The organism is Nocardia sp. CA-129566, from assembly GCF_050956075.1.
Classification (GTDB): domain Bacteria; phylum Actinomycetota; class Actinomycetes; order Mycobacteriales; family Mycobacteriaceae; genus Nocardia.
In genome coordinates this window covers 3837380-3852089 of sequence record NZ_CP192085.1, presented here as the reverse complement: position 1 = coordinate 3852089, position 14710 = coordinate 3837380, and the positions used below count along the sequence as shown (strand labels likewise).

The following is a 14710-nucleotide window of genomic DNA, read 5'->3' as shown; positions in this document are numbered from 1 at the left end:
CGCCCCCCATCGAATCGCTACGCGATGCTGGAAGCCCACCCGTCACCCGACCACCGCCCCCCATCGAATCGCTACGCGATGCTGGAATCATTCGCCGCTGCCGCCACCGATCTCGTGACCGAGTTCGCCCGCCAGCTTCTTCAGCAAATCGATCGCAGCGTCCGCGATCACCGTGCCGGGCGGGAAGATCGCCGCCGCACCCGCCGCGTACAGCTCTTCGAAATCACCGGGCGGGATGACACCGCCGACGATGACCATGATGTCGGGACGCCCGACATCGGCCAGTGCCTGCCGCAAGGCGGGCACCAGCGTGAGGTGGCCGGCCGCCAGCGAGGACACGCCGACGACGTGCACGTCGTTATCGGCCGCCTGCTGCGCCACCTCTTCCGGGGTCTGGAACAGCGGGCCCACGTCGACGTCGAAGCCGAGGTCGGCGAAGGCCGTTGCGATCACCTTCTGACCTCGGTCGTGCCCGTCCTGGCCCATCTTCGCGACCAGGATGCGCGGTCGACGGCCTTCCGCATCGGCGAACTCCTCGACGAGTTCGATCGCCTTGCTGATATTGGTCACCTTCCCCGCCTCGTCGCGGTACACACCGGACAGGGTACGGATCTCGGCCTGATGACGGCCGTACACCTGCTCCAGCGCATCGGAGATCTCGCCGACGGTGGCCTTGGCCCGCGCGGCATTGATGGCCAGCGCCAGCAGGTTGTTCTCCATGCCGCCCTCCGCTGGGGCCGTCGGGTCGCTCCGCAAGCTCCGCTCCCAGGCTGCCGCGCGGGTCAATTCGGCCAGCGCCCGCTCGACCTCACCCGCATCGCGTTCGGCCCGAAGCCGATTCAGCTTCTCGATCTGCTCGGCCCGCACCCGCGAATTCTCGACCTTGAGGACCTCGACCTGCTGATCCTCTTCGACCTGGTACTTGTTCACGCCGATCACCGGCTGCTGGCCGGTATCGATGCGCGCCTGGGTGCGCGCGGCGGCTTCCTCGATGCGCAGCTTCGGGATGCCTTCGCCGATCGCCTGCGCCATGCCGCCGTGCGCCTCCACCTCGGCGATATGCGCGCGAGCCCGGTTGGCCAGCTGGTGGGTGAGCCATTCGACGTAATACGAACCGCCCCAGGGGTCGATCGGCCGCGTGGTGTTGGACTCCTGCTGGATCAGCAGCTGGGTATTGCGTGCGATGCGCGCGGAGAAGTCCGTCGGCAGGGCCAGCGCCTCGTCGAGGGCGTTGGTGTGCAGCGACTGGGTGTGGCCCTGGGTCGCGGCCATGGCCTCGATGCAGGTGCGCGCCACATTGTTGTAGGCGTCCTGCGCGGTCAGCGACCACCCGGAGGTCTGCGAATGGGTGCGCAGCGACAGCGATTTCGCACTCTTCGGTTCGAACTTCGCGACCAGTTCGCTCCAGAGCAGCCGTCCCGCACGGAGTTTGGCGACCTCCATGAAGAAGTTCATGCCGATGGCCCAGAAGAACGACAGCCGCGGCGCGAACTTGTCGACCTCCATGCCAGCATCGATACCCGCGCGGATGTACTCGACACCGTCGGCGAGGGTGTAGGCCAGCTCCAGATCGGCCGTGGCTCCGGCCTCCTGAATGTGGTAGCCGGAGATGGAGATCGAGTTGAACTTCGGCATCTTCGCGCTGGTGTAGGCGAAGATATCGGAGATGATCCGCATCGAGGGCTTCGGCGGATAGATGTAGGTATTGCGGACCATGAACTCCTTCAGAATGTCGTTCTGAATGGTTCCGGCCAGCTGTTCCGGTGCGACGCCCTGTTCCTCGGCCGCGACGACGTACAGCGCGAGAATCGGCAGCACCGCACCGTTCATGGTCATCGACACACTCACCTGATCCAGCGGGATGTGGTCGAAGAGCTGACGCATGTCGAGGATGGAATCGATGGCGACACCGGCCATGCCGACATCACCCTGTACGCGCGGGTGATCGGAGTCGTAGCCGCGGTGCGTCGCCAGGTCGAAGGCGACGGATAGGCCCTTCTGGCCCGCCTGCAAATTGCGGCGGTAGAACGCGTTCGAGTCCGCGGCGGTGGAGAAGCCCGCGTACTGGCGAATGGTCCACGGCTGGTTGACGTACATGGTCGGGTACGGACCGCGCACGAACGGGGCGATACCGGGCACGCTGTCGAGCGGATACCCATCGGCGGCAACGGCATCGCGATCGGCCTTGGTGAAAACCGGTGGCACGTCGATGCCCTCGGGCGTCGACCACACCAGCTGTTCGGGGGTGTAGTTGTTCGCCTCGGCGGCCGCGCGCACATAGGCGTCGACCTGTGCGGCGTCCACCTCGGCGGGTTCGGCCGGACGCTCGGACAGCGGCACCTCGGCGAAACTGCCGATCCGATGTTCGAAATCGCCCGGCTCATCGATCGGACCCGGCTTGTCGATATGACTCAGTGTCATCAGGCTCCCACCTTCTCCAGCAGGTCGGACAGTGCGGCGACCGCATCGATGCGGGCCGCGAGATAGCCGTCCGGGCGCTGTGCACCGCTCAGCTCGGCAACGGCCTGCTGCGCACCGGCCAGCAGCACCGTCTCGATTCCGGCGGCGCGCAACTGTTCGACGGCCGCACCCGCCTGTTCGCCGTAGCGCTTGTCCGAACCACACAGTACGGCGATCGTGGCGCCGGATTCCGTTGCGGCCGCTCCGATTCCGGACACCTCCAGCGGGCCCGGATGCACCGCTTCGATACCGCCGGAGGCCAGCAGGTTCGCGATGAATGTCATCCGCACGTTGTGCTCGGCCACCGTGCCGAGCGGCACCAGCAGCGCACGCGGGCGCGCACCCTTGGCGGCGAGGTAGGCATCCGAGCGATTGCGCAACGCCTCGAAGGCCGCGCCGTAGCGGGCCACCTGCCCGACCGCCCGCGCGGCCTCCGACAGCGGCGCCTCGGCCAGATTGGGGAATTCGTTCACGCCGGTGACCGCCGTCTTGCGGTATGCCACATCGGCATCGCGGGCCGACCGGGTTGCGGCGATGCGCTCGGCGAGCATTCCGCAATCCAGTGCGGTCGCATATCCGCCCGCCGCCTCGATCTCCTGCATGAACTCCCACGCCTTGGCGGCGAGCGCGGCGGTGAGATCCTCCACGTACCAGGAGCCAGCACCCGGATCCTGCACATGTCCGAGATGTGACTCCTCGAGCAACAGCAGCTGGGTATTGCGTGCCATGCGGTCCGCGAACGACTTCGAGACACCGAGTTCGCCCGGCGGCAATGCCGAATCGAAGGGCAGCACGGTCACCGTATCCGCGCCACCGACGCCGGCGCCGAAGGCGGCGAGGGTGGTGCGCAGCATATTCACCCAGGGGTCGCGCTGGGTCATCATCGCCGCGGAGGTCACCGCATGCTGGGGCGCGTCACCGAATGTGGGCGCACCGCACACATGCGCGACGCGGGCCCAGAGTTGGCGGGCGGCACGGAATTTCGCGACGGTGGCGAACTGGTCGTCGGTCGCGGCGAAACGGAACGCCAGCTGGTCGAAGGCATCCGCGATGTCGTGCTCAGCCGTGAGCGCGCGCAGATAGTCGAGGCCCGCGGCCACCGCGGCACCCAGTTCCTGTGCGTCCGAGGCACCCGCATTGTGAAAGACGGTGCCGTCCACCGTGATAGCGCGCACGGTTTCCGACCGCGCCACCGCCGCACCCGCCAAGGCGATCGCCTCGGCCAGCCCGATATCGGCGGTTCCGGCGAAGCGGCTGGTGAGCGGGGCCGCGCCGAGTGCCACCTGGATACCGGACCGGTCGGCCACCTGGTAGCCGTCGAGCACCGCGAAAACCTGTTGGGCCGCATCGGAAACCGCGGCACCGGCATCGAGAGTCAGCGGCGCCAGTTCGAACAGCAGTCCCGACAGCGCCGCGGGCAGGTCGGCGACCGGCACACCCCGCTCGCCGACGGCGAGCCACACTGCGCTGATCCCGTTCTCCAGACCCGCGAGGATCTCCCGATTCGCGGTGGCGCCGTCTTCGGCATCGACGAAAGCGCTCACATACCAGCCACGATGCACGTCCCTGGTGGCGTCGCGACCACGCACGAATGGATATTCGCCCGGCAGCGGCAGTTCGGCCCGCTCATCCCGGCGGGTGTACAGCGGGGCGATGGTCAGCCCGTCATAGGTCTTTTCCTCGAGCAGCTTCTCGGGCTCCTCGGGAAGCTCGGCGACCCCGACCCGGCTGGCCTTCGCCAGCACTCCGGCCACACCCTTGCGCCACGCGGCGTAGTCGGGAATGTCCGGCCGTTCCGCGGGCTCCGCGCCGGCCACCGGCTCTGAAGCAATCGGCATAGCTGCTGTTCCTCTTCTCCTCGACGCACACCGCGTGTGCGCCCGAAACCGTTGCATTCGCCCAGCTCAGCGAGCACATCAGTTAACGAGCATTCGTCCCGTTTCTTTTGATGCTAGCGGCAGCGCGGCAGCCGGTTGACCGTGGCCGCCACTACCAACCGGTAACCTGGCGCGGGTGAGAAGGCTGATCCGTGACCCCCGCGTCGTCGCCCTGCTCGTCGGCGGCGCGGCGCTGTTCATCGCGGCGATGCTGGTCCCGCTGCCGACGCCTCAGCAGATGCAGGACTGGGCCACCTCGGTCGGCCCCATCTTCCCGCTGCTGTTCTTCGTGGTCCACGCGCTGGTCACGGTGGCGCCGATACCGCGAACGGTACTGACGGTGAGTGCGGGTGTCCTGTTCGGCCCGGCACTCGGCATCGTCCTGGCCGCCTCCGCGACAACCGTGAGTGCCGCACTGGCCATTCTGCTCGTTCGCGCCCTCGACCGCGACCGTGTCGCCGCCCACCTCACCCACCCGGCGGTGCGCTCCATCGATGAGCGCCTCGAACGTCGCGGCTGGCTCGCCGTCGGCTCGCTGCGACTGATCGCCTTCGCCCCCTTCTCGGTCATCAACTACTCCTGCGGGCTTTCCTCGATCCGGTTCTGGCCCTACATGATCGCCACCGTCATCGGCATCCTCCCCGGCACCATCGGCACCGTCATCCTCGGCGACGCCCTCACCGGCGGTACCCATCCGGGAATGCTCGTGGTCTCCGCAGCGCTGATCGCCATCGGCATCATCGGCCTGGTAGTCGATGCGCGCTGGTCGCAAACCCATCAGCCAACTCAGGAACCCATCACCGCCGCACCGGCCTCGATCACCGACTGATCGAATACCCACGCGCAATACGCCCATGAGGGTGTGAATATTCGGCGGTCCGCTAGTCGACGGTCAGTTCGATGGGAATGGCGAACACGTCCACCATCGCACCGTTGCGCAGGACGGTCACCGGCATGGAGACGCCGATGGCATCGCCGAAGAGTTGGCGTTGGATGCCCTGGGCGTCGGCCACTTCGGAGCGGGCCACGCTGAGAACGAGATCGCCGCGGCGCAGGCCCGCGTGGTCGGCGGGGCCGCCACGAACCACCTCGACGATCCGGACACCGGCGTGCTGGCCGGTGCGGTCCGCCACCGACGCGGGAAGCGGGGCGGGGACACCGACGAGGCCGAGATAGGCGCGGCGGACTCGGCCGTCCTCGAGCAACGTGCTGATGATGCGCCGGGTGGTGGCATTGATCGGAATCGCAAGGCCCAGACCGACTCCGGCGACCGCGGTATTGACGCCGACCACACGGCCCGCCGAATCCGCGAGCGCACCACCGGAATTGCCGGGGTTCAGCGCGGCGTCGGTTTGGATCACGTCCTCGATCACCCGTCCGGCACGTCGGGAGGCGACCGGAACCGCGCGGCCCAGGGCGCTCACCACGCCCGCGGTCACCGAGCCCGCCAACCCCAGCGGGCTCCCGACCGCGACCACCAACTGCCCGACCACCAACTTGTCCGCGTCGCCGAGGACAACCGCGCCCGGAGCGCCAGCGCGCGCCCGCAGCACCGCGAGATCCGATAGCGGGTCGACGCCGACGATATCGATGCGTGACTCCACACCGTCGGCGAAGACGACATCGCCGCTGCCCGCCGAGCCGACCACATGCGCGTTGGTCAGTAGGAATCCGTTATCGGTGAACACCACCGCGGATCCACTCCCCCGCCGGGTCCGCACGCTCGCCACATGCGGGGTGACCGACGCCGCCACCGCGATGACGGTGCGCGAATACGCGTCCATCGCGGACTCGTCCAGATTGTGTTGTCGGGCGGCGTCGCCCTGGCCCGACAACGGGACCGACTCGTCGTCCACGCTGACCACCATCCTGCTCATCGGGCGCGCGCTCGATCCGGGGGCGCCCTTTCCAGCATGCCCCGCCGCCACCGCCAGTGCACCGTGTTCGCCACAGGCGCAACCGGATTCATCCGACGCCGACGAACGGGTACCGATGCGTTCGAAAACAGCGCCTTCATATCAATCCGCGCGAGAGGGTTGCCCCAACCGTCTGAGACGGTATCGTACTTGTAGTACCGCATACCCACGGTACCGAGCCCAATGAGGTGCGCAATGACGGAGCAGACCGTGCGGGCAAAGGGCCGTACGACCCCCGGATATCCCAAGGCCAGACGAGTCACCTTCCGCTTCGGCGAGCCGGAGCCGATGTCCAAGTACTTCGCGGACGGCGATATGGTCTTCAGCCATTTCATCGCCGGACTGTCGGCGGGCTTCCCGCCGGGTGAGGAGTCGTTCATCAGATCGGTCCGTAAATTCGCCGATCAGATCACCGATCCGGTGCTGAAGAAGCGGGTCGCCGGATTCATCGGCCAGGAGGCGACGCACGGCCAAGAGCACCGGCGCCTCAACGAGAAGCTGGTCGATATGGGATACCGCATCGAGTGGGTGGACGCCCCGGCCGTGATCGAACGACAGAAGCGCATCGAAGCGCGGCTGCCCGACAAGCTGCATCTGGCGGCCACGGCGGCGGCCGAGCATTACACCACGGTGCTCGCGGGCCGAGTGCTGACCAAACCGGAGATCCAGGCGCTGGCCGGTGACGACGAAGTCCGAAACCTGTTGAACTGGCATGCCCTCGAAGAGGTCGAGCACAAATCGGTGGCCTTCGACGTGTACCGCAGCGTTGGCGGCACCGAGGCCATGCGCATTCTCACCATGGCAACCCTGCTGGCGCTGACCGTTCCGCTCACCGCGGTCACCATGAGCCTGTCCCTCGGTCGCGACGCGCACGCCAGGCAGCACCCGATGGCGCTCGCCCGCGAGGCATACACCCTGTTCCGCGGCCCGATCTTCAAAGGCATCGGCCGCGAGCTCACGGTATACCTGCGTCCCGGCTTCCACCCGGACGATATCGATACCCGGGAACTGTTGCGGCGCTGGCAGCAGGAACTGTTCGGCGCGGACGGCGCGCTCGTCGATCACCTGAAGTAATAGCCGAACAACCCTTGAATCAACGGAGATTCACATGACCACCAGCGCGAATTCCAATGGCGCGTATCCGAGGGTGCGCCGCATGCGGTTCCGATTCGGCGATCCCGAACCGATGCGCAAACACTATGTCGAAGACGACATAGTCATGAGTCATCTGACGGCCCTGCTGTCCTCGGTCTTTCCACCCGGCGAGGAGTCCTTCATCCGATCGGTGCGACGGGTTTCGGGCCAGGTCACCGACCCGGTGCTGAAGAAGCGGGTGGCCGTTTATCGGCCAGGAGGCCATGCACGGACAGCAGCACCGCGTGCTCAACGACAAGCTGGTCCAGATGGGCTATGTGCTGGTGCGGTTTCCGAATTTTCCCGCCGACAGCTGGCGCGAGCGGGTCGTCATCAGTGCGGAGCGGCTGATCCCCGCCCGGCTACATCTGGCTGGGACGGCTGCGGCCGAACACTACACGGCCATGCTCGCACGACGGGTTCTGAGCAGCCCCGAACTACAGGCGATTCCAGCCGATCGGCAAGTGCGCGACCTGCTCAACTGGCACGCGTTGGAGGAGCTCGAGCACAAGTCCGTCGCCTTCGATGTCTACCGGGCCGTCGGCGGCACGGAACGGATGCGAATCGGGCTGATGATCTTCCCGTATGTCGGTGCCATTCCGCTGGTTTCTGCGGTCGTGCTGTTGTCGATCCTCACCGATCCCTCGGCCTGGCGGCCGATCACGGTGACCCGGCAGAGCCTTGCGGTGCTGCGCGGTCCGCTGGTGAAGGGACTTACCGCCGAGGTACGCGAATATCTGCGGACGGGTTTTCACCCCGATGACCTCGATACCGAACCGCTGGTGCGCGAATGGCAGCGCGAACTGTTCGGCACCGACGGCGAATTGCTGGACCGGGTCAGATAGGCGGAGCGAAATCATGACCGGACAGAACTGCCCGGACCACGAGGTGGTCGTGGTCGGCGCCGGATTCGGCGGTATCGGTGCGGCCATCGCACTGCAGCACAGGGGTATTCACGATTTCATCATGGTGGACAAGTGGGATCGGGTCGGTGGCACCTGGCATGCCAATACCTATCCCGGTGTCGCCGTGGATATCCCGTCGTTCATCTACAGCTTCTCCTATGAGCAGCGTGGCGACTGGTCGCGGATCTTCGCCCCGGGCCATGAGTTACGCGACTACGCCGACGATATGGTCGACAAATACAGGCTGCGCGATAAGTTGCGGCTCAACACCACGATCGTGTCCGCGGTCTTCGACGCCGAGGACGGCATCTGGCTGCTCGGCGCCGACAGCGGGCGAACCATTACCTGCCGCTTCGTGGTGATGGCCGTCGGCGGTCTCGAACGCCCTAAGATGCCCGACATTCCAGGACTGCACGATTTCGGCGGCACCCTGATGCACACCGCGCTATGGGACGACGATGTCGCGCTCGCGGGCAAGCGGGTCGCGGTGATCGGCACCGGGGCGACGGCGCTGCAATTGGTGCCGGCGATCGTCGATCAGGTGGCGCATCTGACCGTCTTCCAGCGCACGCCGATCTGGGTATTCCCCAAATCCGATGCGGCCGTGGGACGGATCGGACGGGCGATCCTACAGCGGCCGTGGCTGCGCTCGGGCATTCGGCTGGCGGGCACCCTCGCGACCGAGGTCGGCATGGGCGGGTTGGTCGTCGGCCCGACCTGGCTCAGCGATGCGGGCAGGCGGTTGGCCGAAATACCGGTACGGCGGTGGATGCGGGCGCAGGTGCACGATCCGGTCATTCGTGAGAAGTTGATACCCCGCTACGGACTCGGTTGCAAGCGGCCATCGATGTCCAACGACTATCTGTCGACATTCAATCGCCCCGATGTCGGTCTGGTCACCGAGCCGATCGAGTGCATCGACGAATACAGTGTCGTCACCGACGACGGCAGCCACCACGATGTGGATGTGCTGATCTGCGCGACCGGATTCAAACTGTGGGAGAAGGATTCGGTACCGCCGTTCCCGGTAGTGGGCCGCGACGGCATCGACCTCGCGCAATTCTGGGACCGGCATCGATTCCAGGCCTACCACGGGGTTTCGGTGCCCGATTTTCCGAATATGTTCACCATCACCGGTCCGTACGGTTTCGTGCTCGGCTCCTATATCTGGATGATCGAGGCCACGGCAGCACATCTGAGCCGCGCCATCGCCGAGACCAAGCGGCGCGGCGCGACCGTCTGCGAGATCAGCCGGGCCGCGCACGACGCGTACTTCGCGAAATGTCTACGACGCCAGCAGAAGAATTTCCTCTTCACCCCGACCTGCGCCGGCTCGAACACCTACTACATCAACAGCCACGGCGATTCACCGTTCCGTCCCTCGACACACGGCGAGATGTACTGGCAGAACCGACATTTCGATCTCGACGACTACCACTACGGCAATGGCGTCACCACCCGCAACACCGATTCCGTGCTCGAGGAGTCCGCATGAAGCTCGATACCCGCAGGCCCGAGCTGGTGGTGGTGACCGGTGCCGGCAGCGGCATCGGCCGCGCCACCGCGATCCGATTCGCCTGTGCCGGTGCGCATGTCGTGGTCTCGGACCGGAACCTGGATACCGCACGCGCGACCGAGGCGATGATCCACGCGCGCGGACTGCGGGCGTCCTCGGCGCGGCTGGATGTCACCGATCCGGACGCGTGGGCGGCGTTCGCCCGCGACGTGCTCGCCGACCACGGTGTCCCCGATGTGCTGGTCAACAATGCGGGCATGCTGGTCAGCGGCGCGTTCGTGGATCTGACACCGGCCGACTGGGACCGCCAACTGGCCGTCAACCTGCTCGGTGTGGTGCACGGGTGCCGGGTATTCGGTCGGCAGATGATCGAGAGCGGGCGGCGCGGTCATATCGTCAATATCGCCTCGGCGGCCGCCTTCACGCCGACGCCGGTGATGTCGGCGTATTCGGTGTCCAAGGCCGGGGTGAAGATGCTCACCGAATGTCTGCGACTCGAGTTCGGTCCCAAGGGGATCGGTGTCAGTGCGATCTGTCCCGGGGTGATCAATACCGATATCGGCGAACATGCGATTACCGTTGGTGTCGATCAGGAACTCGTCGATCGTGGCAAGCAGATCGCGCGCCAAATCCAGGACGTGGTGGCGAAGCTGCCGTTCTCGCCGCTGAGTCCGGAGCTGGTGGCGCGGGCGGCGCAGCGGGCCGTGCGCTACGACCTCGCGGTGGTCCCGGTGCGCGCCGAGGCGTGGCTCGGCTATTTTCTACTGCGGATCGCGCCGGGTGTGAATCGCCGGATCGCCCAACCGTTCTCGGTGCAGCTGCTGGAACGGCTCGGTCGGCGGGCGCTCGCCCTTATCGATCCGCAATCGACGAATCACCCGGTACCACAGAGTGATTCGCCGGTGCTCAGCACGAAGAGCTAGGGATGAACCCCCGCGCCCATACCGTGAAGGTCGCCGAGGTCATTGCCGAAACCGCGGATGCCATCACCCTGGTTTTCGATATCCCCGGCGATCTCACGGATCGATTCGCCTACCGGCCGGGCCAATATCTCATGCTGAAGGTGCCGAGTAACCGCGCCGGGTCGGTGGCGCGGTGCTATTCGCTGTGCAGTAGTCCGCGCTGTGACGACCGGCTCGCGGTGACCGTCAAACGCACGCCGGGCGGCTACGTATCGAATCTGTTGTGCGACACCATCGCCGTCGGTGACCTGATCATCGTTTCGGAACCCGCAGGTACCTTCGGACCGCGCGATTTCGATACCGATGTCCTGTTCTGCGCTGGTGGCAGCGGAATCACCCCGATCATGTCCATAGCGCGAACCATGCTGATCGCCGGACGCGCGAAAATCTTGCTTCTGTATGCCAATCGGGACCCGGAGTCGGTCATCTTCGGGCGACGGCTTCGGGAGCTGTCCGATCGGCATCCCGGTCGACTCCGCATCGTGCACTGGTTCGAGACCGATCGAGGTCTGCCGACCGGTGCCGCCATCGCCGACCTGCTACGACGGGACGCGCGACGCGAATGGTACGTATGCGGCCCGGTCGGATTCACCGACGTGATCCACCGCGCCGCCACCGTGCTGCGCGTGCCGCCACAGCGTGTGCATCGTGAGGACTACCGCTCGCTGGCCCGAAACCCATTCGAGAGCGTTTCGGAGACAACCGCATTCGCGCCGCGGAGTCCAGCAAATGCCGGCGACATCGGCGACTGCGCCGTATTGGAAGTCGACATCGACGGGCAGACACACATATTCGACTGGCCCAAGCGAACCAAACTGCTGGACCTGTTGCTGGACAAGGGCATCGACGCACCCTACGTCTGTCGCGAATCCGCCTGCGGCACCTGCGTCTGCTCGGTTAGGCAGGGTCGAACGCGAATGCTCCAGAACGAGGCCCTCATCGACGATGAACTGGCGCAGGGCCTCACTCTCGCCTGCCAAACCCTCCCGGCATCCCCCCGCGTGCACATCGCCTTCGACCAATAGGGATTCAGTTCGCCTCGAAGGCGAGATGCGCGGGTACAAGGCGGCATCGAAGAAACCCCGGGCACCCGCTCCCGATGCTCGCGCCAACGTTCGGTGCGAGCATCGGGGCGCGACGCGGCCGGAGTCGTGCCACGCGAAGCGCGCTGCTACAGCGGCGGTCACGGTGTCGTGGGTTTCACGCCCCTGGCACCCGATCCAGAAAGCCGTGCACACCGAGGATGCGGCCGTCCTCCGCCAAAGTGATCACATCGGTCCCGGCGACCGGCGCGCTCCCGTCGGCCACCGATACCAGCTCCCACGAGAAGCGGGCGGTGTCGTGGTGTCCATCCACCACGCCGAGCTGACGGAACTCGAAGCCGGGGAATTGCTGGTGCACTCCCCCGATGGCGGCGCTCAACTGCTCGTGCCCGGCGACATCGGCCAGCGGATCGGTGTAGAAACCGTCTTCGTGCCAGGCCGCGGCCACCGCCCGCGCCCGCACGTCATCGTCGGTGGCATTCCACGCCGTGAAGTACCGGCCGACCGCGTCCTCATAGTGCGACATAGTGAATCATCCTCTGCTGAAAGGTGTTTCGGTCATCCGTCGAAGTTCCGAAGCGGATACCTCAACCTTGCCCGCTGCCGATCGCGGAGTCGATTACGCGCGAGGTAAGGATTATCTGGCGAACCAGCGCGGCCACTGATGGCCGCGCTCCCACACCGTGTCCCCGGAGACCACGATGAGAGCGCAGACCTCGGTGACCGCCCGCCGCGACGCCCAGATGTGCTCTCGGCTCGGCACGAGCACCGCAAGTGCGCCGCTGCGCGCGATCGCCGTCAGCAGCCGCGCGACCGGATCACCCTGCGGACCCACCGTCATCGGGACCAGGTCGTAGCCGAGTCGAGCCGCACAGTTGCGGATACCCCGCACGTCGTGATCCACCATGGATCCGGAAATGTCCCACCGCACGAACCCGATCGCCCAGGGTTTCGTCGCCACCCCATTGCCAAATGCCCCCGTTTCGCCTCCCAACCCTCGACATCCTCCCATGGCTCGGACCCCGCTCATCTCGCACACCCTGTCTGCCGACACCTAGCTGAAACGGTAGGAAACCGGACTCCCGAGACACCATGGTTTTGCGGGGATTTGCGGAATCTGTTGACCCTCATCGCGCTGACCGGCGACGATTGGTCATAGCCAGCGCAATTCTCCACGCGAGACGAGGCCACTCTCATGCGTATACAACTGCTCGGCGGACCCACCAACAACACCGGCTCACCCCGGCTCTGGATCGATGAGGATCGACATCTGTATCTGGTCCAGGGCTACCGGGTGGCCCACCACGCCAACCACGTCGAAATACCCCATATGTTGCTGGGTTGGCTACAACCCGGCACGTACATCGGCGCTCCACTGCACGATTCCGGGCACGGATCCTTCACCCTCGCCGGGCAACCGGTCACCGATCCGGATGCCTTGGCGCACATGCGGATTCCCGATCACGAAACCGCGATCGCGGTACCGGTCGGACAGAGCCCGTGGGAATGGTAATGAAATGCTCTACTTCACCATCGAGGAAACCAACGATCTCATTCGTGAGACCCGAAGCGACGCTTTCCATCTCGAGGTGTCCGATGATCACTCCCAGGTCGCCGACGAGACCGAGCCGATGCGCCGAGTGCTCGCCGGGCTCCCACCCTTCGAGGAGCAATCCTATCCGCCTTCGTGGCGGGCCTGGGAGGAACTGACCAGCGAGGTCTCCGGGCGCGGGGTGCCGATCCGACGCGTTCGGGTGGTCTCGGAGCCGCTCACCGACTATGTTCGATTCCTACACGCACTCACCGACCGAAATCAGCGCTACGGCGAGGATATTCGCTGGCTGCCAAGACATCTCGCCGATCCATCGGAGTACACCGACGACGAGTGGTGGCTGCTCGACGAGACGGTCGCCTTTACCATTTTCACCAAGTCCGGCGATCTCGCGGGTGCCGCGGTAACCACCGACCCCGTATTGGTCGCACGATGCACGACAGTACGAGATACGCTGTGGAACAAGGCAATTCCCCACCACGACTACATGCCCGGCGGGCGGAGTGGATGACCGGTGTCGAGCAGTCCCGGCAAGCCTTCGGGGCGCGATTACGTGAACTGCGCAAGGCCGCACATCTGACCGGTGTGCAGCTGGCCGCCGATGCGGGCTGGCATTCGGCGAAGGTGTCGCGCATCGAGCACGGCAAGCAGACGCCGAGCGATAATGACCTGGTCGAGTGGTGCCGATTGTGCGGCGCCGAACTGCTGCTGCCGGATCTGCGTGCGACACTGGCGAATATCGAGGCGCTCTGGCAGGAGTGGCGGCGCATCGCCGCGACCGGACATGCCCAGCAGCAGCGCCGCCGCATCGAATTGGAAGCGCGCGCCAGCACGATCCGCAACTATGAGAACGCGGTCGTCCCCGGGCTGTTGCAGACCGAACAGTATGCCAGGGCGGTCCTGCAGCGCTGCATCGACTTCGTCGGCGGCATCGACGATATCGACCGCGCGGTGGCGGCACGTATTGCGCGCCAGCGGATTCTGCACCATGGCACCCATCGCATCTGCATCCTGCTGGCCGAGCAGGCGCTCTACACCACCGTCGGCGACGACGATGTGATGACCGGTCAGCTCGAGCGGCTGATCGATGTGATGCCGCTGCCGCGGCTCGGACTCGGCATCATTCCCCGGACCGCGGATTTCCTCTACACCACAACGTGTTTCGTGCTGCTCGACAAGCGCGTCGCCGAGGTGGAGACGATTTCGGCGGGCCTGACCATCACCCAGCCGCGGGAACTCGCGTACTACGAGAAGACGTGGTCGGCGCTGCACCGGCAGGCGCGTTATGGTGAAGCCGCCCGGGCCATGATCACCGATGCGCTGAAGCGGCGGCTGCACCAGTAGC

At 65.8% G+C, this 14710-nt stretch carries 13 protein-coding genes and 1 pseudogene; 9 read left to right on the top strand and 5 right to left on the bottom strand.

Annotation, left to right across the window (positions count from 1 at the left end; all coding sequences use genetic code 11):
* Positions 1-87 precede the first annotated feature (87 nt).
* Positions 88-2421, bottom strand: coding sequence for a methylmalonyl-CoA mutase (gene scpA / locus ACQP0C_RS16735; RefSeq protein ID WP_433733798.1), 2334 nt, complete (start codon positions 2419-2421; stop codon positions 88-90).
* A complete protein-coding gene (locus ACQP0C_RS16730) occupies positions 2421-4298 on the bottom strand; it encodes a methylmalonyl-CoA mutase family protein (RefSeq protein ID WP_433733797.1) in 1878 nt (625 codons plus the stop codon). The genes scpA and ACQP0C_RS16730 overlap by 1 nt, the downstream gene beginning before the upstream one ends.
* A 175-nt stretch (positions 4299-4473) precedes the next feature.
* Between ACQP0C_RS16730 and ACQP0C_RS16725 the strand changes: the two genes are divergently transcribed.
* Positions 4474-5166 carry a TVP38/TMEM64 family protein gene (locus ACQP0C_RS16725; protein WP_433733796.1) on the top strand — a complete coding sequence of 231 codons (693 nt, stop codon included), beginning with the start codon at positions 4474-4476 and terminating at the stop codon, positions 5164-5166.
* 52 nt (positions 5167-5218) lie between these two features.
* Here the strand turns inward: ACQP0C_RS16725 and ACQP0C_RS16720 are convergent, their stop codons facing one another.
* Positions 5219-6121, bottom strand: a complete 903-nt coding sequence (locus ACQP0C_RS16720; RefSeq protein ID WP_433734572.1) for a S1C family serine protease — start codon at positions 6119-6121, stop codon at positions 5219-5221.
* 327 nt (positions 6122-6448) lie between these two features.
* Here ACQP0C_RS16720 and ACQP0C_RS16715 point away from each other — a divergent pair, with 327 nt between their 5' ends.
* The 5 genes and pseudogenes from ACQP0C_RS16715 (at position 6449) to ACQP0C_RS16695 (ending at position 11795) form a co-directional block, all read left to right on the top strand.
* Positions 6449-7327 carry a metal-dependent hydrolase gene (locus ACQP0C_RS16715; protein ID WP_433733795.1) on the top strand — a complete coding sequence of 293 codons (879 nt, stop codon included), beginning with the start codon at positions 6449-6451 and terminating at the stop codon, positions 7325-7327.
* A gap of 34 nt (positions 7328-7361) precedes the next feature.
* Positions 7362-8232 (top strand): annotated as a pseudogene (locus ACQP0C_RS16710) (metal-dependent hydrolase).
* Between the two features lie 13 nt (positions 8233-8245).
* Positions 8246-9787: a flavin-containing monooxygenase gene (locus ACQP0C_RS16705; protein ID WP_433733794.1), complete on the top strand. Its 1542-nt coding sequence runs from the start codon at positions 8246-8248 to the stop codon at positions 9785-9787.
* Positions 9784-10731, top strand: coding sequence for an SDR family NAD(P)-dependent oxidoreductase (locus ACQP0C_RS16700; protein WP_433733793.1), 948 nt, complete (start codon positions 9784-9786; stop codon positions 10729-10731). Before ACQP0C_RS16705 ends, ACQP0C_RS16700 begins: the two co-directional genes overlap by 4 nt.
* Positions 10732-10733: 2 nt before the next feature.
* Positions 10734-11795: a 2Fe-2S iron-sulfur cluster-binding protein gene (locus ACQP0C_RS16695; protein ID WP_433733792.1), complete on the top strand. Its 1062-nt coding sequence runs from the start codon at positions 10734-10736 to the stop codon at positions 11793-11795.
* Between the two features lie 175 nt (positions 11796-11970).
* Here ACQP0C_RS16695 and ACQP0C_RS16690 read toward each other — a convergent pair whose 3' ends face one another.
* Positions 11971-12339 carry a nuclear transport factor 2 family protein gene (locus ACQP0C_RS16690; RefSeq protein ID WP_433684482.1) on the bottom strand — a complete coding sequence of 123 codons (369 nt, stop codon included), beginning with the start codon at positions 12337-12339 and terminating at the stop codon, positions 11971-11973.
* Between the two features lie 111 nt (positions 12340-12450).
* Positions 12451-12774, bottom strand: coding sequence for a hypothetical protein (locus ACQP0C_RS16685; protein WP_433733791.1), 324 nt, complete (start codon positions 12772-12774; stop codon positions 12451-12453).
* Positions 12775-13008: 234 nt separating this feature from the next.
* Here ACQP0C_RS16685 and ACQP0C_RS16680 point away from each other — a divergent pair, with 234 nt between their 5' ends.
* Genes ACQP0C_RS16680 through ACQP0C_RS16670 form a run of 3 tightly spaced genes read left to right on the top strand, consistent with a single transcriptional unit; the run spans position 13009 to position 14709 of the window.
* Entirely contained in the window at positions 13009-13326 is a 318-nt protein-coding gene (locus ACQP0C_RS16680) for a hypothetical protein (RefSeq protein WP_433192451.1), read from the top strand.
* Positions 13327-13330: 4 nt separating this feature from the next.
* Positions 13331-13876, top strand: coding sequence for a DUF6879 family protein (locus ACQP0C_RS16675; RefSeq protein WP_433733790.1), 546 nt, complete (start codon positions 13331-13333; stop codon positions 13874-13876).
* Positions 13873-14709 carry a helix-turn-helix domain-containing protein gene (locus tag ACQP0C_RS16670; RefSeq protein WP_433733789.1) on the top strand — a complete coding sequence of 279 codons (837 nt, stop codon included), beginning with the start codon at positions 13873-13875 and terminating at the stop codon, positions 14707-14709. The genes ACQP0C_RS16675 and ACQP0C_RS16670 overlap by 4 nt, the downstream gene beginning before the upstream one ends.
* Position 14710 lies beyond the last annotated feature (1 nt).

Coding starts and splice junctions, on each gene's coding strand:
- ACQP0C_RS16700 (WP_433733793.1), top strand. CDS start 9,784: ATGAAGCTCGATACCCGCAGGCCCGAGCTGGTGGTGGTGACCGGTGCC.
- scpA (WP_433733798.1), bottom strand. CDS start 2,421: ATGACACTGAGTCATATCGACAAGCCGGGTCCGATCGATGAGCCGGGC.
- ACQP0C_RS16720 (WP_433734572.1), bottom strand. CDS start 6,121: ATGGACGCGTATTCGCGCACCGTCATCGCGGTGGCGGCGTCGGTCACC.
- ACQP0C_RS16705 (WP_433733794.1), top strand. CDS start 8,246: ATGACCGGACAGAACTGCCCGGACCACGAGGTGGTCGTGGTCGGCGCC.
- ACQP0C_RS16730 (WP_433733797.1), bottom strand. CDS start 4,298: ATGCCGATTGCTTCAGAGCCGGTGGCCGGCGCGGAGCCCGCGGAACGG.
- ACQP0C_RS16675 (WP_433733790.1), top strand. CDS start 13,331: ATGCTCTACTTCACCATCGAGGAAACCAACGATCTCATTCGTGAGACC.
- ACQP0C_RS16695 (WP_433733792.1), top strand. CDS start 10,734: ATGAACCCCCGCGCCCATACCGTGAAGGTCGCCGAGGTCATTGCCGAA.
- ACQP0C_RS16670 (WP_433733789.1), top strand. CDS start 13,873: ATGACCGGTGTCGAGCAGTCCCGGCAAGCCTTCGGGGCGCGATTACGT.
- ACQP0C_RS16680 (WP_433192451.1), top strand. CDS start 13,009: ATGCGTATACAACTGCTCGGCGGACCCACCAACAACACCGGCTCACCC.
- ACQP0C_RS16715 (WP_433733795.1), top strand. CDS start 6,449: ATGACGGAGCAGACCGTGCGGGCAAAGGGCCGTACGACCCCCGGATAT.
- ACQP0C_RS16690 (WP_433684482.1), bottom strand. CDS start 12,339: ATGTCGCACTATGAGGACGCGGTCGGCCGGTACTTCACGGCGTGGAAT.